The following is a 26815-nucleotide window of genomic DNA, read 5'->3' on the forward strand; positions in this document are numbered from 1 at the left end:
CGTGGGGTATTGCTTTGTTTATCTAAGTAAGTAGTAACGGATTATTACCTGGTATTTATCATTATTTTTTGCCGAAGATTTAGTGCAGCTTACGCAGCAGTATGATCGTGTGGCGTATGTATGAATTTTTTATTTGCACCTTTTAGTTTAAATAACAATAACAGCATAGTAAAAAATATAAGCGGCAGTTTAAGTGCAGCGCTAAGTAATTTTCCGTTAAAGAACTCTCCCGGTATAGCAACAACAATACCAACGTAACAGCAGATGGTAGCTATAAGCCAAAGATGCCAGTGAGGGCCAATGCCGGGTAGTAAAAACGAGATGAGCAGCATAAAAGGCATAAGCCCGAGCATGAGCACGCGCGGCAGTATGGACATTTGATATATCTCATTGAAATAATCAAAATTACCGTGCATAAAGAGCTCGCCAAATCCACTGCTTCCGTACTTGCGCAGCAGGTTGAATTGTGCCGAAAGCCATCTTTTGCGTTGCTTTTTGAATACCTCCGGGTTGCTTACTTTTTCATCATAAATGAATGCTTTTTCGGCATAGGCAACACTGATTTTTTTCCGGGTGAGGATCAATCCCATCTCTTTATCAAAGCCGCCAACCGCGTCAATTTTCGACATGGTTTCTTTAAACAAATTGTATTCTAACGCCATACCCGAACCTATTATGGCTGCAGAAAGATTAAATACCCGTTGTGACTTCCTGAAAATGTGATTGTTAACTTCTTCACTGATGGCATCAAGCACCGCTACTGAAGTGTTGGTGTTTAAAGCAACCCGATGGCCCTGTATCACTTTTTCGCCGGCTTTTAAATAATTATTTATTTGATATAAATAATCGGGAGCGGCTATGTTATCAATATCAAAAACTATGGCTGCATCAAAGCCTTCGGCAGTGTTTTCAATGGCTTTATTCAAAGCTTTTGATTTGGTGCTGTTCTCAAAAAAAACTTCCAAAACCTGCAAAGGCATCTGCTTTAATTTTTCGATGGTTTCGGGTTTAAGTGAGTCGGCAATAATGCAAATGTGGAACAGCTCTTTTGGATAATCAATAGTTAAGGCGCTTGCGGCAGAGTTTAATAAAATCTCATCTTCCTTGTATGCACATATATAAATTACAAAACGACTTAACGAAGAAGCAACAGGAGGTTGCTTAATGGGAATTAATTTCCCCGCGAGTGAGAAAATAAATAGATAGATGCAATATATACCCAGATATATAAAAATTACATCCATCACAATTGTTGCTATTAATCTTACGATATCCATGTATATGTGCTTGGGGGCTTGTTAATCCTTTATACTATAAATTCAATTATTTAGTTTACTTTCTAAATTTAATGCCAGTAAGTTTTTTATTTCTTTAATGCGGTGTTCCCAGGTGTTTTCGGCAGCTACCGAAAGCCTCTTTTGTTGCAGAGTTGGCGAGTCGTTTAATGATTTGTTAATTGCAGCGGTAAACTCAGTGGCGTTGGCGCAATACGTTACGGTATCGCCGGTAAAATCATTCAAATCTGTATTAAAATCGGTTGATACCACCGGCCTGCCCGACCCGAGATATTCAAATAATTTTAAAGGAAATATTGCGTTGCTTACCTCATCTTTTTTAAACGGGATAATGGCTACATCAAAGCCTTTTAATACTGACGGCATTTGATTGTATGGTACAGCGCCCTTTAAAAATATATTGGGCTCTTTAAACGCAACGTGCTCTACATAATCAATATCAATTGGGCCTATAAAAGCGAAATTTTTATCAGGGTTTTGCTGTAATACTTTTATCAGCAAATCGTAATCTATCCGGCGTTCAATGTTTCCGAAGTATCCAATAACGGGCTTTTTGATGTCCGATAAAACATCGGCTACAGGTAGCATAGGGTCCAGGGCCTTTTGGCTATGGGCTATGTTTGCCGCGTTTGGAATGAAGAATGTATTACTGTTAAGTTTTTTCTTACTATCCCGTAATTGTTTGCTGGTACAAATTACCAGGTCAACGCTTTTTACCACAATATCCTCAGAGATTAAACCATGTTTGATCTGGTATTCCTCAACCAGCGGATCAACGCAGTGATAAACTGTTAATACAGGTTTTATCAGCCGGTGAAAGTTGGGGTAGGTGTAATTGTAGGAATTGATATAGATGTAATCCTGTATGTTTAGGCTTTTGATTACCTTTTTTAACCTCTTAACAACAATCTTTTCATTGAATTTTACGGCGGCACGGTATAAAGGCCCTTCGGGTAACATGTTGATAGAAGGTACCGGCGGCGAAATAATGATTTTAAGATTAGGTATCTCCGTTTGTATACAGCTATTGCCCGGTGAAAAAAAATGCGGTTTACGTACCCTGTATTCTGGTGTATCTTTAAATTTGATATAGTCCTTCCAGGTAAATGGCCTGTCTACATAATACACTTGGTTATCCTTAGCCAGATGTTTGGCCATGGTGTAGTTGGTCGACTCCAGGCGGCCGTCAAACTGCATTTGAGAAAATATAATGATATGCTTGTTTTTAAGCTCCATGTTCATTTCGCTCCAGTTCTTTTTTCCTGATCTTTTGATAGAGCATGCCTATCAGTTCCATCAATTCGATATAACCTAATTTGAATATATCGCCCATTTTAAATTGTAAATGTTTTTTGAGCGCCCAGTAACCAAATATCGCTCCTGAAAAAAAAGTGAAGATCGATGCTATAGCCACGCCGTATAAGCTGTGGAAGATAAATATCCCTGCAAAATCGCCGGTTACATTTACGGCCAGCATAATAAAAACCTTAATCATATTAAGGTGCGGCTTGTTGATGATGTCGAGGGTTATTCCAAAAAACCTGTCGATAGGTAGCAGCATTACAAAGCACATGAATATGCGGAAGATATTTCCGGCATCAGAGTGCTTGTACTGCCCACCGAAAAGCAGGCCAATAATTATATCTGCAAGGATAAATGATACTATGGCCACTGGTATTAATGCCATAGTAAGCATACCCGAGTATTTTTTCATGATATAGGATACATATTTTTTGTCTTCGCGATGCACAGCTGCCGACATCACCGGTAACGCTGTCGCTATAAAGGCCCTCAACGGTATTTCAAATATCTCCATTAACCTTTGAGGGATGTAGTAAACGGCCAGCAGTTCCGAGGGGAACATCATTTTGATAATGAACGTATCAGAGCTGCGTAATAAGTATGAGCTTATAGAGGTACCTACGCTGTATTTACCAAAATGCGCAAGCTCTTTAACCGATGCCCAGCTTTTGCTGCTAATGGTTTTTACTTTGGCCCAGCCCACCGATGATGTAATAATGCTGCTGATAACATTATTTAAAAGATAACAGTAAATGGTATTTTGGAAATTTACGCGGTGGAAAATAATAAGCAGCATTATTAATATAAAGAACCCGCCCTGGTTAATAAGCTGTACCATGAACAATTTGTCAAAACGTTCTTCAGCCTGTAAAATCCAGCCTGCTATGGCAGTAGGGAGGGTGCTGATAAAAATTACACTGAACCACTTTATGATAATAACCATATTGGGATTGGTTCCGAAGTAGAAGAGATACAATAATAAATTCCCCACCCCGAAGCAGGCTACTATGATAAACCCAAGATACCAGGCAGAACCCGCAATATTGTTAGCGCGTTGGGCACTTGTGCCTGCATAGTATTTAATGAGCGATGTTTGCAGAAACCCGGTCCTGAAGGTATCGGCCAGTGTAAATACAACAAGGAAAAAAATATAATCGCCAAAGTCGGATTTAGCGAGATAACGTGCCATTAACGACAGTATAGCCATGCCTAATACCGGCATAATGGCGTTACTTGCTAAGGAAAGAGTATGTTTATTAATGACTTTTTTAAGAAACCCCATGTGTTGTTTGTTACGCTTTTTCCCAGCTATTTGTTGTGAAATTGTACCTCTTGATAACCCTGGCCGGGTTACCAACCGCTACAGCATAATCAGGAATGCTTTTTGTAACCACACTGCCTGCGCCAATGATGGAATGTTTACCAATAGTAACACCAGCGGTAACCACGCTATTAGCGCCTATCCAAACATTATCAGCAATGGTGATTTGTTTTGTAGTTACTTTTTGCATCCGAGGAGGTGTACTAATATCTTCATATGCATGGTTAAGACCGGATAAAACAATATTCTGCGCCAGCATTACATAATTTCCTAAAGTTACGGGGCCAATGATCACATTACCGATGCCAATGCCGCAATTATTACCTATCATAACGTCACCAACACCGTTGTTTATGGTAGCTAAATCTTCAATGATGCTGTTATTGCCTAATGAAAATTTATTAAAGGGAAATACGTCCATGCGTGCCTTAAAGCGAACAACCGACTTTTTGCCACGCTGATGAAAAAACGGATTAATAAACCAGCGGGTCCATAACCTTGGTTTAGCTTCGCCGCTTCGTACCAGTAACCAGTGTACAAAGCTTTTTAGCCTGGGGTTTGATTTTATGGTTGATACAAATGCCATTAGTTTAGTTCCATTTTAATTTAATACGTTCTTGTTTGGGTATTTGGGTATGTACTTTTTGCTGTTCTTCATTATCAAGTCTTTTACATACAACTAAAATGGCAATGGCCAGGTAAAACAAAATGTTCGACGGGTATTGTATAAGGGCCTGTTGCGGAAAATTGCCCACATTGAGCGCAAATATGATAAGTATCATGGCCATGCAGTAAATTTTTAGCTCAGGGTTTTTGATGGTGTAAAAGAAATTAATGCCGTTATAAAGCACAGTAAAAATCAGGGTGCAAAACAGTATTAAACCCACCCAGCCCATTTCAACTGCCACACGTACATAACCACTATCTGGCGGGAATTTGGCAAGCATGGAGTTTGGGGCGAACCGTCGCCCCCAAATACCAACTGACCCCAGACCACCTCCAATTGGATGTGCCAGAATGTAGGGTTTTATACGCTTCTGATTTTCGGCCCTTACATTATATGATGGATCGTTAGACGGCCTGAAAGCTGATTGAAACCTTTTAATAAGTGGATTGGAGGTAGGGACAACGATCAAAGCTACCAGCATGAAGCCCGCGATTAAAGCAAATATCAGCACCTTTTTATTGAAATTTAAAACAGCCATCATCAATAAAGCAGCCGGTGCCAGCACATATGCAGCCCTGGTACCCGAGTAAAGCATTACAAATAAATAGAAGGCGGCCAAACAGCCCAGGATGATCTTTTTGCGTAAACTTAAATTAGTCATGATCAATGAAATGCACAGCAAGCTTGCCATTACCATGTTGTAAGAAAACGTAACCGGATCTGAGAATATAGCAAACTTGCGCATGTGCCCCTCTATAAAAAGCAGGCTTACGCGCAAAGGATCTGCAAACAGATATCTTTTTTCAAAGCCAAAAAAACCAAAATTTTCCTGCTGAAAGGCAGATATGGCGGCAACGGTTGCCAGCGCGAGCCAAAGCTTAAACAGGAATTTAATAAAGCTTACCGACCTGATATGAAAAACAAAAACAAAGTACATCAGCATGATAAAGCCTACAGTACGCACCGTGTACACCCAGGCCAGCATTGATGGCGCGACCGGATTAAGTACCTCGAATAAATTATATGCCAGCCATAAAATGATAACATAACTTATGGGATTTTTAAAATAGGTCCAGTCCTGCTCCTTCCTTTGTTTAATAAAAAAACCTAATATGAGCAGATAGGTAATAGCATCAAGCAATGTACCTATAGGTACTTCATCGGGTAAAAACTCCGACACATAATTAATAAAGAAGGAAGCCAGGATCAATACTGTTATCCCAAATTTCGGATACATCACGGTTGCCAGCACCACCGGTAAACCAACAATCAATGCTAAAATGCCTACGGCGCCAATGATACCGAGTTTATAAACAACAAAACTTGAGAAAAACGAGAATACCAGCAAACAAAAAGGTACCCACGGATTGGAGAACTTTTGATCAATTAATTTGTCCCAAAAACTCATCTTGATTCTACTATTACCGGTTTGATCATTCTGCATGTAGTACGCGCTGTATGATTAGAGGAATAATATTTTTATCACCCAAACAAAAACACCGCAAAACGCCAGTGCTATTGCCACCTTTCGCGATCTTTTTTGAAGAACGCTTAGTTCATGATATGTATCCTGTTGTTTTTCGGGCTCTATTCTCATAACAGTAATATTTTAGCAATAACCGGTGTAGTACAGGTTGTTGCTTTTATGATCTGTTGTTTTCTTTCTGATTAAAATCGGCGTTGTTCAATACCCAGCCGGCAAATTTATTTTCGAGACCGCGTAAATAAGTTATGTAAGGCTTTTGTGAATTTGTAAGCTTTTTACCCGACTCAAAAACTGCTAAAGTTTTGTTGGCAAACAGTAACCATTCTTTTGATTTATTTAAGGAAGTCAGTGGGGGAGTATCAATAATAATGATATCATATTTTGATTTTAACTCATTAAAACGTCCTTTAATAAATGCCTCGTCGCCAATTTCAAACGGAGTAACATCACTACCATGATTGCCTAACACTGTAGTGTTGCCATTATTTACTTCAGCAGTATTCAGCGGGTTATTTTTGAAAAAATCTTCAACATATATATTCGGCAATACCGTTTTACTAATAGTTGGGTTATCAAAATTGCCATCAATCAATAACACTTTCTTATTGATCATGGAGTAAGAGTAAGCCAGGCTTATAGCAAGCAGGGTTTTACCCTCCATTTCATCAATACTGGTGATCGCTACAACTTTCTCGCCACGCAGTTCCTGATCTATCTCAAACCTGATAGACCTGAGCAGCTCCTTAAACTGCTTCATTTTATCCCTGTGCTCTACGTCCCACAATTTTTTCAGATCAAGATTTGCACCATTAATACGGTTTAAGTATCCCAGTAAAGGCAATTGGGTTTTATTAACAAGTTCCGAAGGTTCTTTAATACTCTTATCCAAATAAAACAGGATAAACATCACTAACAAACACGCTACTACGCTTAGCACCGCGCTTAACGCTATAAGCAATATTTTCTTTGATGGCTGAGCAATATCAGGGGTAGCCATTTCTACCTGCCTTAAATTGATGGAAAAGTTCGATTTAAGATTGGTTTCGTTATATCTGTTTAGCACGTCAAGATATTCTTTGCCTGCTATATCTATATCAAAATCATAAGTTTTTACTGTAGCATCAAAGGGTACCAGGCGCGTGAACTTGCCATTTAAACTGGCCAGCTCCTTATCAATTGATTTTACGCTGTATTTGGCCAGGTCTCTTGATATTTCAAGCGTTAATTTTTGGTGTACAAGGTCATCTTTGGCAACAAGCGGATTGGTAAGGTATTTATCAGATGATAGATTTAGCTGTGAGGTAAGCTCGTTTTGAACAGAATCTATTGTTGCTTTATATCTTGGATTAAAACCACTGCGCACATAACGGTCTTCGAGCACATGAAGCTGATCTTGTGTAGAAGTTATGGCCTGGTTGTACTTAGCTACCGCAGATTCAACGTACTTTCTATCTTTCGGCTCAAATTTGCCGTTGATAGAATTAATAGCACCGTCATAAGAGATGATATCTTTTTCGGCCTGCAGTTTTTTATCATTGTAAACCATGATCTGGTCAAAAATAGCTTTTGACTGTTCATCAAGGCTTAGCACACCGTTCTGTATCTTATATTTTTGCAGTTCCTCGGTTTTTTCGCTTAAAGCCTTTCTTTTTTCTTCCAGTAATTTTGATAGAAAATTTACTGCTGTTGTTTCATTCTGTCTTACGCTCTGGGTATAATAGTCGATAAACTGCTTGCACAATACGTTTACTATAAAAGCCGATAGTTGTGGATTTTCAGACTCGAAGCTTACACTTATAAAATCGCTGTCCTCATCGCGTTCAATATTAAGGCTCTTTAGTATGGAGCGCTCATCATACTTCATGGAGATGAGTATATCGTTCAGTTTGTCCTCATTTTTATCATAAAGCGATAATGGCTCAAGGCGTTGAAACTTGTTTTTGAACACAGCCAGTGCATGATCACGCTCGTATGGGCGCATCTCGGTTAGCTCTTTGCTATATTTACGGAATGGCGCATTATTGCTCAGATCATGGATAATAAGCTGATAAGAAACCTGATTTATGAGTTTCTTGAGCTTCATGACGGCTATAAGGTTGCTAAACTCACGATAAACCTGTTGTTCCTGTGCGTTGGCATTTTCTTCTTTATCAATTACATGCCTTGAGGCATCAACAATACCGGTGGCTATTTGAGCATGGGATATATAACTGTTAGACAGGTTTTTGACAAGAAAAAATGAACCAATAACCGTTAACAACGGAATGATTATAAGTATATTTCTATGTTTACGTAAAAGCTTAAAAAAGTTGGCTATCTCCATTATTATTTAATCTCTTCTAATTTAGTACCCAATAACTCTTCCAGGTTGGTTTTGGCTGTAAATGTGGCTAACTCAGCTTGTACCTTAAACGAGTTTTGGTTATAAAGGCTGTTAAGTTGTTCGTTATAGATCTGAAAAGTGGTTTCGCCTTTTTGAAACGCGTATTTGAGTTGTTTTACGGCACCTTCGGCATCAAGTACCGCGTTTGAACGTAACCTCAGTTCGGCTTGCGCCTCAAGGTAGGCAAAATAAAAACGCTTTACCTGGGCCTCAATATTTAATAAATACTCACTTTGCTGATATTCGGCAATTTTGTAATTCTCTTTGGCTACATGCGTTGCCGACGGGTTTTTTAACAGCTGACCTATACTAAGCGATAAGGCCAGTTGATACCCTTTAAAAATGGTAGGTGTAGCCAGATTAATGGAGTTTTGAGGGCTGTAAATATATGAGGCAGTTAATCCGTCGAGCCAGGCAAATTTTGTTTGATTATAGGTGCTTTTTGCGGCGTTTACCTGGCTTTGCCTTAGTTTTACTTCCGGATAGTTTTTTTTCGCGGTGGCTATCAGTTTTTCAAGGTAAGGATAGGATATATCTTTAATAAAAGATTCTTGAGCGTATAAATGATTGGTAAAAACAGTGAAAGCTAATAAAAAGCAGATTTTTTTAATTTTTTTATTCATTGTTTATACTTTTTCTTTTTGAAACAGTGCAGGTATAGTGCTCATAATAATTTTAAAATCTAACCAAATGGAATACTTTTGGGCGTAGAAGTTGTCTAATTTTTTCCGTTCACGTTCAGACATATCCTCTTTTCCTCGTTTACTCACCTGCCATAAACCTGTTAATCCGGCAGGACCCAGGAAACGCATTGACCATTCATTTGAGGTTAACATTTCGGCTTCATAAACAGGTAGGGGCCGGTTTCCAACTACAGACATGTCGCCCCTCAGGATATTGAATAGCTGCGGCAGTTCGTCAAGACTGGAGTTGCGTAAAAACTGACCAAGCTTGGTAATGCGCGGGTCGTTCTTGATCTTCACAAATGCCGCCTGCGTACTACCGCCCGACGATGCATATTGGTTATTTTCGGCTGATAACTTTGCCAATAACTGATCAGCATCGGTACGCATCGATCTGAATTTATAAAAGTCAAATACCTTGTAGCCGGTGCCAACCCGTTTGCTTTTATAAAATACCGGTCCTTTTGAATCTAATTTAATGAGTATGGCTATCAGCAGGAATAAAGGCGATAATATAAACAGCATGCTGCATGATATTACCAAATCGATCAAACGCTTACCAAAAGGCATTTTGTAAGTAGTATCTACTTCTTTTGATAGCTCAAGCAGTCTTGGTTTTATTAATTTGAAAGTAACCAGAAAATTAAGACGCTCACGTAAATTGTCAATCAGGAACGGCATACTATAAAAATCATGCACTTTTAATCCCATTGCTTTTTGCTTGATGTCTTTATCGTTACCTGATGATAAAAGAACGACGATTGCCCCATTTAACAAAAAGCTTTTTTTGAGATCCTGAACCAATTTAAAATATTTGCCGTCGGTATCAGTTTCTACCAGGATGATATCAGGTACGGTTAAAATAGACTGATTGCCCAGATATTCTTCAAGTTGAGGTATCGAATCGTTATAAATTATATTGAAATTATCGTTTAGTCCAGATAAAATTAAGTTCTTTAATTCCGAGCCCGCATAAGCAATCTTGACATGTGAACCTGAATTTTCGTTCCAATCAGATGTTTGTTGATTCATAAACTTGTAAAAGTTGGTTAATGGCCGATTTCAGGTCGTTTGGTTTAAAAGGCTTGTGAATGTAAGCTTCCACTTTAAAAGGCATTTTGCTTACCTGTTCATCCAGATCATGCGCTGCGGACAATAAAATAACAGGGATATCGCGATAGAAACCGCTGATTTTAACATTTTTTACAAATGATTGGCCATCAAAATAAGGCATCTGCAAATCTGATATTATCAATTCGGGCATATTGCCATCCTCAAGCCAGCCGAATGCATCAATGCCATTGCTCTTAACAACTACATCGTAATCTTTTGCCAGAATAAAGTTGAGTAATTTTAATATGCTTAAATCGTCATCAACAATTAGTAAGGTACTTTTCATTTATAGGGGGAGTAAATTGTGAATTAATAAAGGCAAAAACATATCGTTATTACGAAAAATTTAAGATGGTAGATTTTAAAATCAAATTCATTTTAATGATATGCTTTTTAAGGTTTGCTAAATTTTTTTAGTGTACGTTAAAACAGTGTCCGGGGTTTGTTTTTTTATTAGTTATTTATGAATAAGATATCCGGCGATCTTGAGAGTGGATATTCAATTACTATACCGAAAATAGACATAGGCGCTAACTGAGGTGCCGTCAGCGATTTTAATTGGAAAGAAAGCCTTAATTTAATAAAATGACCAGTCAAAGTGACCAATTATGTATAATGTTGTATAAAAGCCGTATAAAAGTTGTATAAAAGCTGTGGCAGGAGTGAGGAATTAATTCCCGGTTAGGGAATTAATTTACTATGAGTTGGTGTTTTATATAAGCAATAATTATGCTTTTGTTGTAAAAGGAAAACCCAGGATTATAATAAAAAACAGCATTGGATAAAGGTTGACTTATTGATCTCAACTCATTTTCTCCAATGCTGTTTGTTATGGAATGGAAGCACAATAAATAAAGATCACTCATCTGATTCAATGACAGAAAGGATATTGCCGGCAGGATCGTTAAACCAGGCTATATTAGGGCCATGGCCATCGCCCCACATAATACCCTTTTCGTCTGTTTTGAAATTTTCCTCATTATAAACAATAAATTTTACACCACGGCTTTTCAGTTCATTAACCGTTTCTGCTATATTCTTTACCGGGAAATTAAGTATAGTAAAAGTAGCCGGCTCATGGTTGGGCTTAGGATATATCAAAATGGTGTTTTTTTCATTGATGTGCAGGTTCAACAGATCCGGCATTTTCTCATCGTTTTCAACGTTGAGACCGAGTATCTTACTATAAAACTCCTTGGCTTTTTGTAAATCGCTTACCGAAAAACCGCTAAATGCCTTGCCTTCTTGTATCATAATATTAATGTTTATTAATTAATAATTAACGAATTTGTTTTTTGTTTTCCCGAAACCTGATTAATCAGGTAATATCTCAGCATTACAGCCAAAATCTTTTAAAAACATGATCAGCGCCCTTGATCTTATTGCTCCAGTGGAACATTGAATACGCAATATTTTATCGCAATCATCCAGATCAAAGTTGGCGTGATATTTTGTAAACGTTTTATGGATCTGATTAAGCAGTACGTTGGCATACCTGCGTGTACTTACATTGGTTTTAAAAACTTCTACCGTCATTTAGCTTATTATTAGTATTGCTATTTATTTCGGATAATAGGGCCATATTTAACATGGCCCTATATTTTTATGATCAATGAATGCCGTTTACTTTGCTGCAAACAAAGGTTTATAGCTTTCGCGTTTGGTATAGGCCAGAAATAAAATGCCCAACAATAATGCAATTGGAACAGGTAAATCCGCAGGACCTAAAAATGAGTGGTAGAATACAATATTAACTATGATAGGAAATAATACTACTAAAGCCAACGCAACATATCTGCCTGTAAGCAGTGCAATGGCACATACAAGCTCTGTTATTTTTATAAGCGGCATCAGGTAAACAGAGGCGACTATACCTTCCATAAATACTTTTACATTGCCCTTTAATTCGGGATGAGGCATCAGGTTGAAAAGTACAACCACAGATGAGAACAGGAACATCAGACCTACCAATGTCCTTACAATAATTACAGCTATTTTCATGATTAAAATAAGTTTATAAGTTTAAATATTTACCGGTGTTAACGGGCCTGTTTAATTTGTTCAAACTTTTTCCAGAAGTAGTAGGTTACAAACATATAAGCAAGCATTATTAAAGGTAATATTAGAAAAGCTCCGGTATCGTGTGCAAAAGCCCTTGAAGCGAATGCCCCTATAAAACTGAAAGCGAAACCAGCATACGCCCACTCTTTAATAGTTTTGAAACTGTTTTGCAATACGGCAACAGCTCCCAGCAGCTTTGCACTGCCTAAAATAATGAGCAGATAAAAGGGGTAGCCCAAATGGGTCATTACATCTTTACCGGCTTGTTGCTGTGATACGCCTCCAAAACCATCGCCAAGCATGGCTAATACAAACAATATGGTTAATACCCAATAAATGATTTTTACGGTTGCAGGTTTCATGATATATAAGATTGTGTTTAGTTAATATTTATAAAGGGCAATCAACCATCCATTGAATACCAAACTGATCGGTAAGCAAGCCAAAGTATGTACCCCATTCTGATTTATAGACGGGTACGTTTACAGTACCACCAACGGCTAAAGCATTAAACACTTTATCGGTTTCGTCTTTTGTTTGTGAGTTTATGGAAATAAAAAAATTATTGCCGGCCACCAGGTCGTCGCCCATTTTGCCTAAAGCATCGGTACCCATAATCACATTGCCAGTACCAACAGGCAAGGCTATGTGCATGATCTTTTCGGGATATTTATTTTCAGGTTCCATGTCTTTAAAACGTACCACTGCTGAAAATTCACCGCCAAAAACTGATTTGTAAAAGTTAAATGCCTCTTCGGTATTTCCTTTGAAATTTAAATAAGGGTTAATGGTTATCATCTTGTTTTAATTTAAGTGTTTATTGATTTGTTGTTGAACTATTTACATATCAAAAGTACTTCCATATAACAAGATCAGAAAGGGGGGAATACGACACTTTTAGGGGTCAATTATGACATTGTCGGGCGTTTGGGCTTTAAACCGGTATAAATAAGGTGCCTTATGCGCCCCACCTGTCCATTTTTTTGCAATCCGCTCTAATATCCCAAGACTGAGCATTTTGCGCTGGAAAGCGGCGCGGATAAGCTTTTTGTTTAATATAGTTTCATACATGCATTGCAGATCGCCCATGGTAAAGCTTTCCGACAGCAGGTTAAAACCGATGAGTTTATGATCGAGGTTGGCCTGCAGGGTTTGCAGGGCTTTATCTACAATTTGCCGGTGGTCCTGCATTAAAACGGGTAGCTCGTCCAAACCATACCAATCGCAACTGTCTGATATACTATCAGGGGTAGGGATGGCTTTGGTGAAATCAACAAGGGCGTAATATCCAACAGATACAAATCGACCTAATAACCAATGGTTATCACCTGGTTCATAGCCACGGGCTTTCATTATGGTTTTCAGCGGGGCAACATCATGCCGGCTTTTATCACCAAATACATAAAACTGCTCCAGAAAAATGTCGGTTAAGCCCGTTCTGCTAAACAAAACCCTTCGGGCAGCCTCGTTTACATCCTCGTTGTTATAGATAAAACCGCCCGGAAGAGCAAAAAAGCCTGTGTTTTTATAAGCCAGCAGCAAAACTTTCAGCTGAGCATCATGAAAGCCAAAAATAACCGCATCAATAGCTAAGCCCGGTAAAAAGCCTTCACCGGTTACGTTCATTTCCTGCCTTATAAATTCATTACTCATTTTGCTGAAAATTTGGGTCGCAATTAACAAAAAAATTGGTGCTTAATTAAATTTAATTTATTATTGTAACAAAATGATACAATAATAAATGTTATTCATTTTAAACCAGTTTACATAACCACAAACCAATATGAAGAAAACACTTATAGCATTTTTGCTGCTTAGTCAAATTACCACTGTAAAAGTATTTAGTCAATCAATTAACCAGGTAACTACCGAAAACGGAGTAGTTGAGGGAACGAAGGAAGCTGGCTCTTCAATCACGAGTTTTAAAGGCATCCCTTTTGCGCAGCCACCGGTTGGTGATTTACGCTGGAAGGAACCGCAGCCGGTTAAAAATTGGCAGGGTGTGTTTAAGGCTGATCATTTTGGAAACAATGGCATGCAAAAACCAATATTTGGCGATATGGGTTTTCGTTCGGCAGGCATGAGCGAGGATTGTTTGTACCTTAATGTTTGGACACCTGCCAAAACCGGGAAGGAGAAACTTCCTGTACTGGTTTACTTTTATGGCGGCGGCCTGGCGGCCGGCGATGGTTCTGAATCAAGGTATGATGGGGAAAGCATGGCCAAAAAAGGTATTGTTGCGCTTACTGTAAATTACAGGCTGGGGATATTCGGTTTCTTTGCGCATCCGGAACTTACCAAGGAATCGCCAAATCATTCATCCGGCAATTACGGATATCTTGATCAACACGCAGCCCTGGTTTGGGTGCAGAAAAATATAGCGGCGTTTGGCGGCGATCCTAAAAAGGTAACCATAGCGGGTGAATCTGCCGGGTCAATCTCTGTATCAGTACAAATGGCATCACCCTTATCAAAAGATCTGATAGCAGGCGCTATTGGCGAAAGCGGCGCGGCTATAAACCCGACTTTGTTCCCAATCCCATTAGCCGATGGCGAAAAGAACGGAGCTGCCTTTGCTGCCCGTTTAAAGGCCGGTTCATTAGCCGAGTTACGGGCCCTGCCTGCTGCACAACTGCTCGATTCGGTTTTCTCACCTGGTGGCCCGGTTACATCAGCCACTATTGATGGCTATTTATTGCCAAAATCATTGCCTGCTATTTTTGAAGCCGGTGAACAGGCGCATATACCCATATTGGTTGGTTGGAATTCTGCCGAAGTTCCGTATCAGTTTTTAATGCGTGCCGATGCGCCAACATTGGATAACTATAAAAAAACATTACAACAATTATATGGCGACCGCGCTGATGAAGCTTTAAAATTATATCCCGCTTCAACCGATGAGGAAGTGATTAAGACGGCAACCGCGTTATCAAGCGACCGCTTTATAGTTTACAGTACCTGGAAATGGGCCGACTTGCAGATCCAGACCGGGGGTAAGCCTGTTTACCGGTATGAGTTTTCGCGTATACGCCCTGCCATGGTGGCCGAAATGGGTAATGCAACGCCAGGGCTTGCGGGTGGTGTAGTTAAAGGGGATGCAGCAAAGCCGGCCGCTCCAAAACTACCGGTAGTTGGCGCGCCACATGCGTCAGAAATTGAGTACGCCATGGGCAACCTGGCTGGTAATAAAGTGTATGCCTGGACTCCTGACGATTATAAAGTATCTGAAACAATGGAGAATTATTTCGCTAACTTTATAAAAACAGGAAATCCAAACGGCAGTGGTTTACGTAAATGGGAAGGGAACACAAGCAATAAAAATGTTAAATTTATGAACATTGATGTTAACAGCGAACTCAAAACTGAAGTAAACCGTGCCCGCTACCTGTTCCTGGATAAGGAGTATATGAAATAGTAATTTTATTGGTATGGATATATGAATCCTGGTTGCCGCGAGGGCGCCGGGATTTTTTATTTTTTGGACTGATTCTTTTTGAATAAGTTAGCGCCATTATATGAGCACCTTTGCCGACAGAATCATCGCTTTTAATCAGCAACTTGAGTTTACAGGAACTTTACCTGACGGGATCAGGATCATGAACCCTTTTAAAGAAAGTGAGCTTGCACCTGTTGTTTCCGAACAGTTTTACCGTAAGTATTATAACGACCATCATCCGCGGCATTTAATATTAGGCATTAACCCCGGCAGGTTTGGCTCGGGCATGACAGGGGTTTCTTTTACCGATCCTAAAAGGATGGTAAATCAATGCCATATACCTTACCCGGGCCCTATGGCCCATGAGCCCTCATCAGAATATGTTTATGAAATGATTAACGCGTTTGGCGGGATAAGTAAGTTTTATGAGCAGTTTTATATCCATTCGGTTTGCCCGCTGGGTTTTACTATAGCCACCAATAATGGTAAAGAGGTAAATTATAATTATTATGATATGCCCCAGCTGCAAAAAGCAGTGTATCCTTTTATTATTGAAAACATACAAAAGCAAATTGAGCTCGGTTTTAAAACCGATGTGTGTTTCTGCTTTGGTACAGGTAAAAATGAAGCCTTTTTACGTAAGCTGAATGAGGAAAAGAAATTCTTTAAGCAGATTGTTGCGCTGGAACATCCGCGGTATATTATGCAGTATAAATCAAAAACAAAAAAGGATTATATCGCAAAATATATCCGGGAATTTAATAAGGTGCTTTTGTAGTAACAGGATTTACTTAGTGCTGATGTCGCGCTTGTGATCATCAAATTCTTTACCCGAGGCATGGTAGTTCCGGATAAACTGTACCAATTGCTTTAATTCAAAATCGGTAAGCTCTGTGCCTCCTGAATATTGATACCCGGTATTTGTATCATCTAAAACCAGCGCACCCAGGTAGCCTTTATCAAAGGTTTTCGGGCTATCAGTTCCCCGGTAAAGTTTATAAGTTCTGGTATTTGAAGGGCTTACTTCGCCCTTATTGATCCCGATAGGATCAATCGCTATATTGATGAGGGTACCATCTTCTTTGTTTACTCCAAATGTAACACCGCTTGTGATCATAATATGTTATTTAAGTAAATAGACAATAGTCATGTTTAATTGTTTCAATATTTACCCATAAATTAGCTATTATGATTAGTACTTATGAGATGCTTTTACGGCTGCTTGTAGCCGCTTTATTGGGCAGTATAATAGGATGGGAGCGGGAGCGCAGACATTGGACAGCCGGGTTACGTACTCACATGATGGTTTGTTTGGGTTCGGCGCTTATTATGCTGGTTTCTGCTTACGGCTTTCAGGATGTAGTAGGAAAACCCGGTTATGGGCTCGACCCATCACGAGTGGCGGCGCAGGTGGTAAGCGGCATCGGCTTTTTAGGTGCTGGTACCATATTTTTTCTGCGTAATGAGATAGTAAAGGGCCTTACCACAGCGGCAGGCTTGTGGACGGTAGCTGCCATAGGGCTGGCCGTTGGCGGTGGTTTATATATTGAGGCAGTAAGTACAACTGCTATTGCTATGATTATCCTGGTTGTTTTTAAACCATTTGAAAATAAGTTTTTCAAAAAAAATAAATACCGCAATATCCGGCTGCTACTTTCTCAAAAACAGGTTGATTTTGAAGCGATAGAAGAGGTATTGAAAAACAATAACATTCCGTTTAAAGAGATCAGCTTAACAGGAGGCGACGGTAATGACGAGATTAGAATCACCATTCAAAAGCAATTTACCCCACAGGAAAACGTAATGACCGTAGTAGCCGATCTTAAAAATATTAAAGGTGTACAAGGCGTAGATTTCTTAAGCTGATGATACCAAAAAAGCACCGTGTATTTTTAATACACAGTGCTTTTTCAATTGAAGTTTTCTATAATTAATGTTGATTATTTAGCTATGGCAAAATCAATGCTCGCTTTTTCATCAGCAGAATTACTGCCAAGTACCAGCTTGTATTTACCGGGATAAACTTTCCATTTATGAGTTGTCATGTCCCATTTTTGCAGGTCCTGCACAGGGATTTTAAGGGTAACAGTTTCATCTTTGCCTGTTGCCACGCTTACGTGTTTAAAGCTCTTCAACTCTTTAACTGGCATACGGTCAAGTTTCGGGTATTCCACATAGGCTTGTACCACTTCGTCGCCATTTATTTTGCCGGTATTTTTAACATTTACTGTTACAGACAAAGTGTCGGTTTTTTTATAAGCGTTTTTGGGTTTACTATCCAGTGTATAGGCAAAAGAGGTATAGCTTAAGCCAAATCCAAAAGGATACTGAACCGGGCCGTTATAATAACGGTAGGTGCGGCCTTTCATATTATAATCCTGGTAATCGGGCAGGTTACTCATGTCTTTATAAAAAGTAAGCGGTAAATGGCCCGATGGAGAAACATCGCCAAACACAATGTCGGCCAAAGCGTTGCCACCCTGCTCACCTGGGTACCAGGCAAAGATGATAGCATCGGCATAAGGTTCAATGGCCGATACATCTACATCGCTGCCGGCAGTTATTACGGCTATAACGGGTTTGTTTTTAACGCTTTTACGCAGGGCTTTCATAAAGGCAATCTCGCTGGCCGGTAAGCTTAAGTTTTTCTTATCGCCGCCACTTTCAGATAAAAACGCATCACCTGCCTCACCTTCCAACACAGGAGACAAACCAATCACGGCTATGGTTACCTCAGCGTTGCCGGCTGCCCATGTACCGCCAAAGTGTGTGGTGTCCCGGTAGTCGCATCCCAGATCATACTCCACCCTGGTCGATTTGCTAACCGCCCCGGTAATGCCCTCAACAAAATTAATTACTTTACTGCTGGTGCCGTGGTAGTTGGCAACCATAGCATCAAGTGAAGCCGCGTTAGGGCCCAAAACCATGATGCTTGAAATGCTGTCTTTTTTCAGGGGTAAAATGTTCTTGTCGTTTTTAAGCAATACCATACTTTGCTGGGCCACTTTGCGGGCCAGGGCAAGGTGCTGCGTATTGTGGATACTGTCGGCACCATAGCTACGGTAGGGATTCAGTTTGGGATCGTCATAAAAGCCCAGTTTAAATTCGGTGCGTAAAATAGCGCTCAGTGCAAAATCAATGTCTTTTTCGGTAAGCAGCTTTTGCTGAATAGCTTTCATACCGTCTTTTTGTAATATCGTTGAACAATCAAGGTTCACACCGGCTTTTAAGGCCGCCGCCGCGGTTTCTACAGCGGTAGGTAATGTTTTATGACGCAGAAAAACATCATCAAGCGCGCCGCAATCAGTAACCACATGACCCTTAAAGCCCCATTCTTTCCTCAGAATATCGGTCAGCAGCATTTTATTGATTGAGTTTGGGACACCGTTAACCCGGTTATACGCGCTCATTACCGATTCAACACCGGCGCCTACCAATTCATGAAACGCGTACAGGTAAGTTTCGCGCAGGTCTTTTTCGTCAACTTTGGCATCAAAATGATCGCGTTCGGCTTCGGGGCCGCTGTGCACCGCGAAGTGTTTAGCAGTTGCTGATGCTTTTAAGTAACGAGGGTCATTACCCTGCAAACCCTTAACAAATGCCGAGCCCATCCGCCCTGTTAAAAACGGATCCTCTCCGTAAGTTTCCTGCCCGCGTCCCCAGCGCGGATCGCGGAAAATATTGATGTTGGGTGTCCAGAAGGTAAGGCCCATATATTGCAGGTGCCTGTCTTGCGCAATGGCCAGGTTATATTTGGCCCGGGCCTCAGTTGATATGGCAGTTGATACCTGTTTCAAAAGGTCGTCATTAAATGTAGCGGCCATACCAATAGCCTGCGGAAATATAGTAGCTTCACCGGCACGGGCCACACCATGCAGGGCCTCATTCCACCAATTGTATGCAGGGATACCTAAACGCGGTACGGCTTTACTCTGGTAACCTAAAAGGGATATTTTTTCTTCAAGTGTAAGCTTTGATACAAGGTCCTTTACCCGCATTTCAATCGATTGCGAGGGGTCTTTGTAAAAAGGGGTTTGCTGTGCTTTTGAAGCTGATGTAATAAATACCAGGGCAACAATAGCTAAAGACAGCCTGGTAATGTTTTTCATGGTTAACGCCATTTGTTTGTTGTTACTTTTTGATTTTAAAATTAATATTAATTCCATAAGTATGTGTTGGGGGTAAGCTTGCACCTTCAATGCCGGCATATTTGATATCAGGCGAAAATCCCGATTCGGGGTCAATATTGTCTGAATGTTTCATTATCGTCCACAAATTACGACCCACTAAAGATACGGTTATACCGTCAAAAGGCGAACCGCTTAAAAAACCTTTTGAAAAAGTATAGCCAAAGGTAACTTGTCTTAACTTAATAAAACTACCATCTAAAACATTTAATGCAGATATATTTTGCGCCAGTGATTGGTAATAACTCTCTGCCGGTACGGCTATTGTATTTTTTGTACCATTTAATGTTACACCATCGCCAATTACACCACCTTCGCGGCCGGCAAGCGTTAGTTTGTTAAGCCCGCGGTAAATACTGTTATAATTGGTAGCCGATAGTATTTTGTTCCCGTACCTGTAATCAATAAGGAACGATAGGCTAAGGTTTTTGTATGTGAAATTATTATTAAAACCGCCATAAATTTTGGGTACGGCGCTACCCATAGGCACCCTTGGGCCTGCTATAGGTAACCCGTTTGCATCAAATATGATTTGTCCGTTGCTGTTACGCAGGTAATCGTTTGCCATGATCTGTGGTCCGGGAAGGCCTTTAACCAAAGCGGTAGCGGCATTAAGCGGACGATACGTTCCGAAACTGATATTTGATGAAGTAGCCGTACCGTCGGTTTGCAATATCTTATTTTGCACATAGGTGAAATTAAAAGAAGGCATCCAGGCAAAGTTTGAGGTTTTGACAGGTGTGCCACTCAGTTCAATCTCTATACCGCTGTTTTGTGTTGAACCTGTACCTATAAAGCGCCTGGCGTATCCCGAGGACAGGTCGAGATCTCCTTTGATAATTTCGTTCCGGGTTTTCCGGTAAAAATAGGCTGCATCGATACCCAAACGGCCACCAATAAATTTCAGATCGATACCTATTTCGGTTTCAGTAAGCGTGTATGGCTTTAGAAATGAATTAGGTAAGCTGTCAGAAAATCCGGCGGCGGGAACACCATTTACAATACTTTTGATAATATAATATTGCGATGTAATATAAACATCGGTTGGTTCGCCGCTGGTTTGAGCGTATGAAAGCCTAAGTTTCCCATAGTCAAGCGCCGGTATACGTATCAAATCGGAAAATACAACACTGGCCGATATTGATGGTGTAAATATACCCCTTTGTCCATCTGGTAGGGTGGAGTAAGCATCGTACCTACCTGTATTGCTTATGGTTATGTATTTTTTTATGGAAAAATCAGCAGAGTAATAAGCCGAATGTGTTTCTACTCTTTTAAAATCATAAGTGCTGTTTTGAACAGATACGTTACTGATGTCGTAAAAGCGGGGGACTATAAAAGGCCCGCCAAAAAGCCGGGTATATTCATAAGTGGTTTTGCGGATGTTGGCCCCACCCGAAATATCAAAATTAAGCACATCCTTAATTATATCATGTTTTACACCAATCAGCACATCTGTATTCAGTTCAGACCGATGTGTTTTTGATGCTTCATCCAGCGATCCGGCGCCACTTGGAGAGTAGGCCGTACCGGTAGGCGTTACGGTTAACCGGTCGTCATACAAAACATCATTTCCCAGTCTGGCCTGTGCATACAACCAATTGGTAAAATTATATTTGGCAATTACTGCCGATATAAGACGTTTGCGGCCTATATTATTTACAAACTCATTTACTGCGAAATAGGGATTGGTAACAAACGGATCGTTACCCCAGCGTAGTTCAGAGCCGTTTGCGTCAACACCCGGACTTAATGCCGCCTGGTTTTCATTGGCCGCCAGGTATTGAATGTTATTGGGATTCATGGGGCCATCACTTAAATTGGGTTTCAGATCTGATGATTCTGAAATATAATTGGCTATAACGTTTAAATCTAATTGGGGTGTTATATTTTGATTAGCAGTGAGGTTTACTGTTTTACGGGACAGGCCGCTGTTGCGAACGATAGCGTTATTGCTCAGGTTTGACAGCGAAAGCCTAAAGCTCCCGGTTTCGCTGCCGCTGGTAAACGCTACTGTATTGGTATTGGATGAGCCGGTACGATAAAATTTGTTTATATTATCTTTAACCGCAGAATAAGGATAGTATTTACCGTCGAACTGGATGGTGGGTTTTCCATCGAGTTTTTCGCCCCAGCCCAGGTTGCCGGTTGATATCGCGCTATTTATGTTCACAGGCCTTTGACCATTTTCACCCTGGCCATAAACGGTTTGATAATCAAAGGTATTAACCGCTTCGTCTACCTGAAAATTTGTATTAAACTCAACCCCAAATCCCGAGTTTTTTTTGCCGCTTTTTGTTGTAATCAAAATAACACCATTTGCTGCCCTGGCACCATACAGTGCCGATGCCGACTGGCCTTTAAGCACAGTTAAACTTTCTACATCGTCTGGGTTAATATTGCTTATGCCATCGCCAAAATCGGCGCCGCCCCATTCATTTGCGGCCCCTCTCTGAGTATTATCAATAGGTACACCATTAATGATAAACAAGGGAGCTGCAGCACCGAAACTGGTTACCCCCCTTAATAGTATACGCGCTGACGAGCCCGGACCGCCATTTACACCGTTGATGCTTAAACCTGCAACCCTGCCTTCAAGCGAGTAGGCAATATTTGTCTCTTTTACCTTATCAAGCTGGTCGCCGCTAATGGTACTTACCGAGTAGCCAAGTTTTCTGTCTTCTTTTTTTACGCCTAATGCGGTTATGACTACCTCGTTTAACAGATTGTTAGGCACTAATTGTATTATGCAAGGCGTTGTGCCTGATACTTTTACTTCCTGAGTTTGATAACCTATGTAGCTGACTACCAATGTAGAGTTTGCGGGTGTTTCCAACGAGAAAAAGCCACCGTTCTCTGTGGGCGTTCCGGCAGTTGATCCTTTTACCATCACTGTTGCGCCGGGTAGCGGCTCGCCCTTTTCGCCGGTTACGTGACCGCTTACCTTAATAACGCTCACTATTTCGTTAACCGGGGCTATGACCACCAGATGATTTGCCAGTTCGGTGTAGGTGAAGCCGGAGCCAGCCAGGATTTTATCAAGTACTTTTAAAACATCTTCATCAGTAACATCAACATTTACCTTTTGTAGGGCAGGTACTTTCCGTTCGCTATAAACAAAATGGTAGCTGCTTTGACGCTCAATAGCCGATAGTACTTTCCGAAAATCGGCTGATTGCAAATTGATAGTTACACGTGTTTGGGCATATAGTGTTGGGATAATAAGTAAATTGAAGAACAATATTAAAGTACACGTTAATTTCATTATCAATAAGGACTTATAGTCAATATGTATATTTACACACAGTAGCCGTGTTTTAAATTTACATAAATTTTAATAAGTAAGCAGTAGGGGAACACACTCCTTATAAACGGAAAGATATTAAAAATAATGTTATAGATGCCACATTTTGAGGATTTAATTCGAGGGCATTGTACACGGGGTTTGTAAAGTTTATAGCATAGGCAGCTTTAGTAGATATAAATGGTTGAGTTTTTAATTTTATAACTAAAATTCTCGGTCATACGCAACGCATCAAGTGCCTGATTTATGGTTTCCTTTTCAAACATGCCGCTAAAACGGTATTGTTTTAAAGCATCTTTTCTGAATTTTATATCCACTCCATACCATCTTTCCATGCGGCTGGCCAAAGCTGCAAAGTTCTCATCGCGGAAAATAAACTTGTTTTGTGTCCATGAAGTTTCAACAACAATACTGTCGTCCTGCTGCAGGCGGGTAAATGTGGTTAATACGTATTGGTTAGATTCGGCCGGGATAAGTTTTGTTGTGTTTTTACGTACGGTTTGGAAAAGTCCGTTCTTTACAATAAGCTTTTCACTCGGTTTTAATATGATCCGGTCAGATGGCCTGTCGTCAAGGGTAACTTCAATGGCGCCCCTGATGAGGGTAGTTTCACTTTGCGGATCATTTGGATATGATTTTACGTTAAAGGCGGTACCCAACACTTTAATGTTCATTTTTTCCGTGTGGATAATAAAGGGGTGTTCATGATCCTTATGTACATCAAAAAAAGCTTCGCCGCTTAAGTAAACCTCTCTTGTTTTACCATTAAATGATGCCGGGTACGTTAACGAGCTTTGCGAGTTTAAAGTAACATGTGTTCCGTCGGTAAGTACAATAGTTGATTTTTCGCGCTTTACAGTATTTTTATTTTGCCAGGAACTTTTGGCCGCAACTAACACCCGGTTTGTTGATTTACTGAATTTTGAATAGAAGAAATAAGAGCAGCCAGTCAGCAGAATAATGGCCGCAGCGGCACGCCATAAATACGAAACAATGCTTTTTGAAGCAGGTGCTATTATAGGTGCCGGCGCTGCCTCAGCCCCTAAATTTTTAATCTTGGTTTTTATTTTTTGAAAAGCAAACGCGTTATCTGCAAATTCGGTATCATTACTGTTCCAGTAAATATTCAGGAATTCAAAATCACGGCGATTTATCTCATCATTATGGAGATAATGTTGAAATTCTTCGCTTTCCTCAGGGCTGATCTCGTCGGTTAATTTTTTACCAACCAGTTCTATAAATCTGTCATCGCCCATTTTAATATTTTCATGCTTTTATAGGTAGGACAACTTTTTTGGATAAAGTACTTACAAGTTTATAAAAAATAGTTGTAAAATAATAAAAAGTGCGCTTAAAGTATTGAAAATATTACCTTTAGGTATTTGGTCATTTGCCTTGTTATAGTTACTTAAAACTATACTTAATTTTTTAATGGCCCTGAAAAGCTGTGTTTGAACGGTACGGGGAGAGATATTTAAAATTTCAGCAACTTCCTTGTATTTCATGCCATCTTCCTTAATCAGCCTGAATACAATACGGCATTGCTGCGGAAGCGAGGTGATGGCTTTATCCATCCTGAAAATCAATTCCTTGTTTTCAATTTCCTTTTGTGGGTTAAAGGTATTTACAAATTCAACAGAATTGGTATCTTCAATTTGTACCAGGTGGATACTGGAATATTTTTTAATATGGTTTAACGACTGGTTTTTTACAGCCACAAAAAGATAGGTTTCGGGATTTTGTATCTCGGTTAAGGTTTTGCGGTTTAACCAGCATTTAACAAAAACATCTGAAACAATTTCTTCCGCAATTTCCCGGTGATTAACGTAAAGAATACAAAACTTAATCAGCGAATTGTTTAACAGATGAAAGAAAAGTTCAAAGGCTTTCTCGTCGTCATTATTGCAAATGAGTTTCCACAAATTTAATGTATCAACTTTCCTATCTTTCAACACCAAGATTTTTAATTAATCAATAGAATTTAAATCTTAATTTCAATGTAACAATAATAACACATTAAATATTAAAAATGAAATTTTATAAGCTAAGTTTGGATATTTATTAAAAAATTTTAAAAAGTGTAGGCAATACACTATCAAATATTGTCAATATAGTATAAATCAGTTAGTTCATGAAAAAGTTGTTTACAATGATCTTTTTAAGCTTTTGCAGTGCCGTTTTAATGGCGCAAAAGCACAATGTTTCCAAGCAATATGTGCCACCCGGCGATCCGCTGGTTGAACAAAAATTAATGCAATGGCAGGACCTTAAGTTCGGGCTCTTTATGCATTGGGGAACCTACAGCCAATGGGGCGTGGTGGAAAGCTGGAGCATTTGCCCCGAAGATGAAGGTTGGACACAGCGGCGAGGACCTTACAGCGCTACATACAATGGATATAAAGCCGCTTATGAAAACCTGCAAACTACCTTTAACCCGGTAAAATTTAATCCCGAGAAATGGGTTAAAGCCGCAAAAGATGCTGGCATGAAGTATGTAATATTTACCACCAAACATCACGATGGTTTTTGCATGTTTGATACAAAGGAAACAGATTATAAGATCACCAGTACCAAAACACCTTTTTCATCAAATCCACGGAGTAACGTAACCAAAGAGATATTCAATGCTTTTCGTAAAGATAATTTCATGATTGGTGCTTATTTTTCAAAACCCGACTGGCATACAGAAAATTACTGGTGGCCATACTTTCCGCCTAAAGATCGTAACGTAAACTATGACCCGAAGAAATATCCGGAACGCTGGCAAAAATTTAAAGATTTTACTTATAATCAGATTGGTGAGTTGATGACTGATTATGGCAAGGTTGATATCTTATGGCTTGATGGCGGCTGGGTTCGCCCCAAAAGCAGCGTTGATACCTCTGTTGACTGGCAGCGCGGTATAAGGTTTGATCAGGATATTGATATGCCTAAAATAGCGGCAATGGGCAGGCAAAAACAACCAGGACTTATTGTGGTTGACCGTACCGTATCCGGCCAATATGAAAATTACACCACACCGGAGCAAGAAGTACCCGAAGTGCCACTTGACCATCCCTGGGAAAGCTGTATCACCATGGGAAACTCATGGAGTTATGTTCCTGGAGATCATTATAAATCTGTTCAAAAAATTGTGCAATTGCTGGTGAAGATAGTATCGCGCGGAGGTAACCTGCTCATGAACATTGGTCCGGGACCTGATGGCGACTGGGATCCGGTTGCTTATGAACGTTTGCAAGGCATAAGCGCCTGGATGAAAATTAATGGTGAAGGTATTTATGGTTCTAAATCAGTTGCGCCTTACTCAACCGGAAATATTTTTTATACCAAAGCAAAAAATGACAAAGCAATTTATGCCTTTATGCTTTCGGATCAGGATAAGGTAGTGCTTCCGACAACCGTATCGGTTAAAGTGAGTAAACCAAAAAAGGTAACCTTACTGGGTAGCAATCAGCGTTTGAAATGGAAACAGCAAAATGACGAGGTAGTGATCAGCGTTCCGCAGGGTTTGCAAAACAATAGCGGTTTAAATGCGGCTGCCTGCTTTAAAATGGAATATTAATCAATAAAGTGTCTG

The 26815-nt window shown here is 39.9% G+C and carries 24 protein-coding genes; 4 read left to right on the forward strand and 20 right to left on the reverse strand.

What is annotated here, in order from left to right:
• Positions 1-89: 89 nt before the first annotated feature.
• From SNE25_RS16965 to SNE25_RS17035, 15 genes are all read right to left on the reverse strand, one after another.
• Complete coding sequence (locus tag SNE25_RS16965; protein WP_321560181.1) at positions 90-1277, reverse strand: glycosyltransferase; 1188 nt, start codon at positions 1275-1277, stop codon at positions 90-92.
• 42 nt (positions 1278-1319) lie between these two features.
• Positions 1320-2531 (reverse strand): glycosyltransferase, encoded by a 1212-nt coding sequence (locus SNE25_RS16970; protein WP_321560182.1) that lies wholly within the window; start codon positions 2529-2531, stop codon positions 1320-1322.
• The gene (locus tag SNE25_RS16975; RefSeq protein WP_321560183.1) at positions 2521-3879 is read right to left on the reverse strand and encodes an oligosaccharide flippase family protein; all 1359 of its coding nucleotides are present in this window, start codon (positions 3877-3879) and stop codon (positions 2521-2523) included. Before SNE25_RS16975 ends, SNE25_RS16970 begins: the two co-directional genes overlap by 11 nt.
• Positions 3880-3889: 10 nt before the next feature.
• Positions 3890-4504 carry an acyltransferase gene (locus SNE25_RS16980; protein WP_321560184.1) on the reverse strand — a complete coding sequence of 205 codons (615 nt, stop codon included), beginning with the start codon at positions 4502-4504 and terminating at the stop codon, positions 3890-3892.
• A gap of 4 nt (positions 4505-4508) precedes the next feature.
• Positions 4509-6029 carry an O-antigen ligase family protein gene (locus SNE25_RS16985; protein WP_321560185.1) on the reverse strand — a complete coding sequence of 507 codons (1521 nt, stop codon included), beginning with the start codon at positions 6027-6029 and terminating at the stop codon, positions 4509-4511.
• A gap of 199 nt (positions 6030-6228) precedes the next feature.
• Positions 6229-8394: an exopolysaccharide transport family protein gene (locus tag SNE25_RS16990; RefSeq protein WP_321560186.1), complete on the reverse strand. Its 2166-nt coding sequence runs from the start codon at positions 8392-8394 to the stop codon at positions 6229-6231.
• 2 nt (positions 8395-8396) lie between these two features.
• Positions 8397-9077, reverse strand: a complete 681-nt coding sequence (locus tag SNE25_RS16995; RefSeq protein ID WP_321560187.1) for a TolC family protein — start codon at positions 9075-9077, stop codon at positions 8397-8399.
• A gap of 3 nt (positions 9078-9080) precedes the next feature.
• A complete protein-coding gene (locus tag SNE25_RS17000) occupies positions 9081-10169 on the reverse strand; it encodes a sugar transferase (RefSeq protein WP_321560188.1) in 1089 nt (362 codons plus the stop codon).
• Positions 10150-10536, reverse strand: coding sequence for a response regulator (locus tag SNE25_RS17005; RefSeq protein WP_321560189.1), 387 nt, complete (start codon positions 10534-10536; stop codon positions 10150-10152). Before SNE25_RS17005 ends, SNE25_RS17000 begins: the two co-directional genes overlap by 20 nt.
• Positions 10537-11108: 572 nt before the next feature.
• Positions 11109-11504 (reverse strand): VOC family protein, encoded by a 396-nt coding sequence (locus tag SNE25_RS17010; RefSeq protein ID WP_321560190.1) that lies wholly within the window; start codon positions 11502-11504, stop codon positions 11109-11111.
• 60 nt (positions 11505-11564) lie between these two features.
• Positions 11565-11786, reverse strand: coding sequence for a hypothetical protein (locus tag SNE25_RS17015; RefSeq protein ID WP_321560191.1), 222 nt, complete (start codon positions 11784-11786; stop codon positions 11565-11567).
• Positions 11787-11873: 87 nt separating this feature from the next.
• A complete protein-coding gene (locus SNE25_RS17020) occupies positions 11874-12251 on the reverse strand; it encodes a DoxX family protein (RefSeq protein ID WP_321560192.1) in 378 nt (125 codons plus the stop codon).
• Positions 12252-12289: 38 nt separating this feature from the next.
• Positions 12290-12673 carry a DoxX family protein gene (locus SNE25_RS17025; RefSeq protein WP_321560193.1) on the reverse strand — a complete coding sequence of 128 codons (384 nt, stop codon included), beginning with the start codon at positions 12671-12673 and terminating at the stop codon, positions 12290-12292.
• Positions 12674-12701: 28 nt separating this feature from the next.
• Positions 12702-13109 carry a VOC family protein gene (locus tag SNE25_RS17030; RefSeq protein ID WP_321560194.1) on the reverse strand — a complete coding sequence of 136 codons (408 nt, stop codon included), beginning with the start codon at positions 13107-13109 and terminating at the stop codon, positions 12702-12704.
• Positions 13110-13208: 99 nt separating this feature from the next.
• Positions 13209-13964: an NUDIX hydrolase gene (locus SNE25_RS17035; RefSeq protein WP_321560195.1), complete on the reverse strand. Its 756-nt coding sequence runs from the start codon at positions 13962-13964 to the stop codon at positions 13209-13211.
• Positions 13965-14094: 130 nt separating this feature from the next.
• Here SNE25_RS17035 and SNE25_RS17040 point away from each other — a divergent pair, with 130 nt between their 5' ends.
• Together SNE25_RS17040 and SNE25_RS17045 are read left to right on the forward strand one after the other, a co-directional pair.
• The gene (locus SNE25_RS17040; protein WP_321560196.1) at positions 14095-15726 is read left to right on the forward strand and encodes a carboxylesterase/lipase family protein; all 1632 of its coding nucleotides are present in this window, start codon (positions 14095-14097) and stop codon (positions 15724-15726) included.
• Between the two features lie 100 nt (positions 15727-15826).
• Positions 15827-16525, forward strand: a complete 699-nt coding sequence (locus SNE25_RS17045; protein ID WP_321560197.1) for a uracil-DNA glycosylase family protein — start codon at positions 15827-15829, stop codon at positions 16523-16525.
• A 9-nt stretch (positions 16526-16534) separates the two neighbouring features.
• On the opposite strand, the gene SNE25_RS17050 is transcribed toward SNE25_RS17045, so the two are convergent.
• A complete protein-coding gene (locus SNE25_RS17050) occupies positions 16535-16864 on the reverse strand; it encodes a hypothetical protein (protein ID WP_321560198.1) in 330 nt (109 codons plus the stop codon).
• A gap of 71 nt (positions 16865-16935) precedes the next feature.
• Between SNE25_RS17050 and SNE25_RS17055 the strand changes: the two genes are divergently transcribed.
• Positions 16936-17613 (forward strand): MgtC/SapB family protein, encoded by a 678-nt coding sequence (locus SNE25_RS17055; RefSeq protein ID WP_321560199.1) that lies wholly within the window; start codon positions 16936-16938, stop codon positions 17611-17613.
• A 74-nt stretch (positions 17614-17687) separates the two neighbouring features.
• Here the strand turns inward: SNE25_RS17055 and SNE25_RS17060 are convergent, their stop codons facing one another.
• The 4 genes from SNE25_RS17060 to SNE25_RS17075 all read right to left on the reverse strand — a co-directional run bounded on the left by SNE25_RS17060 (position 17688) and on the right by SNE25_RS17075 (position 25190).
• Positions 17688-19913, reverse strand: coding sequence for a glycoside hydrolase family 3 N-terminal domain-containing protein (locus tag SNE25_RS17060; protein ID WP_321560200.1), 2226 nt, complete (start codon positions 19911-19913; stop codon positions 17688-17690).
• Entirely contained in the window at positions 19879-23199 is a 3321-nt protein-coding gene (locus SNE25_RS17065; RefSeq protein ID WP_321560201.1) for a SusC/RagA family TonB-linked outer membrane protein, read from the reverse strand. The genes SNE25_RS17060 and SNE25_RS17065 overlap by 35 nt, the downstream gene beginning before the upstream one ends.
• A gap of 206 nt (positions 23200-23405) precedes the next feature.
• Entirely contained in the window at positions 23406-24494 is a 1089-nt protein-coding gene (locus SNE25_RS17070) for a FecR family protein (RefSeq protein WP_321560202.1), read from the reverse strand.
• A 51-nt stretch (positions 24495-24545) separates the two neighbouring features.
• Positions 24546-25190 (reverse strand): RNA polymerase sigma-70 factor, encoded by a 645-nt coding sequence (locus SNE25_RS17075; protein WP_321560203.1) that lies wholly within the window; start codon positions 25188-25190, stop codon positions 24546-24548.
• A gap of 179 nt (positions 25191-25369) precedes the next feature.
• Between SNE25_RS17075 and SNE25_RS17080 the strand changes: the two genes are divergently transcribed.
• Entirely contained in the window at positions 25370-26800 is a 1431-nt protein-coding gene (locus SNE25_RS17080) for an alpha-L-fucosidase (protein ID WP_321560204.1), read from the forward strand.
• Positions 26801-26815: the final 15 nt, after the last annotated feature.

The organism is Mucilaginibacter sabulilitoris, from assembly GCF_034262375.1.
Taxonomy (GTDB): Bacteria; Bacteroidota; Bacteroidia; order Sphingobacteriales; family Sphingobacteriaceae; genus Mucilaginibacter; species Mucilaginibacter sabulilitoris.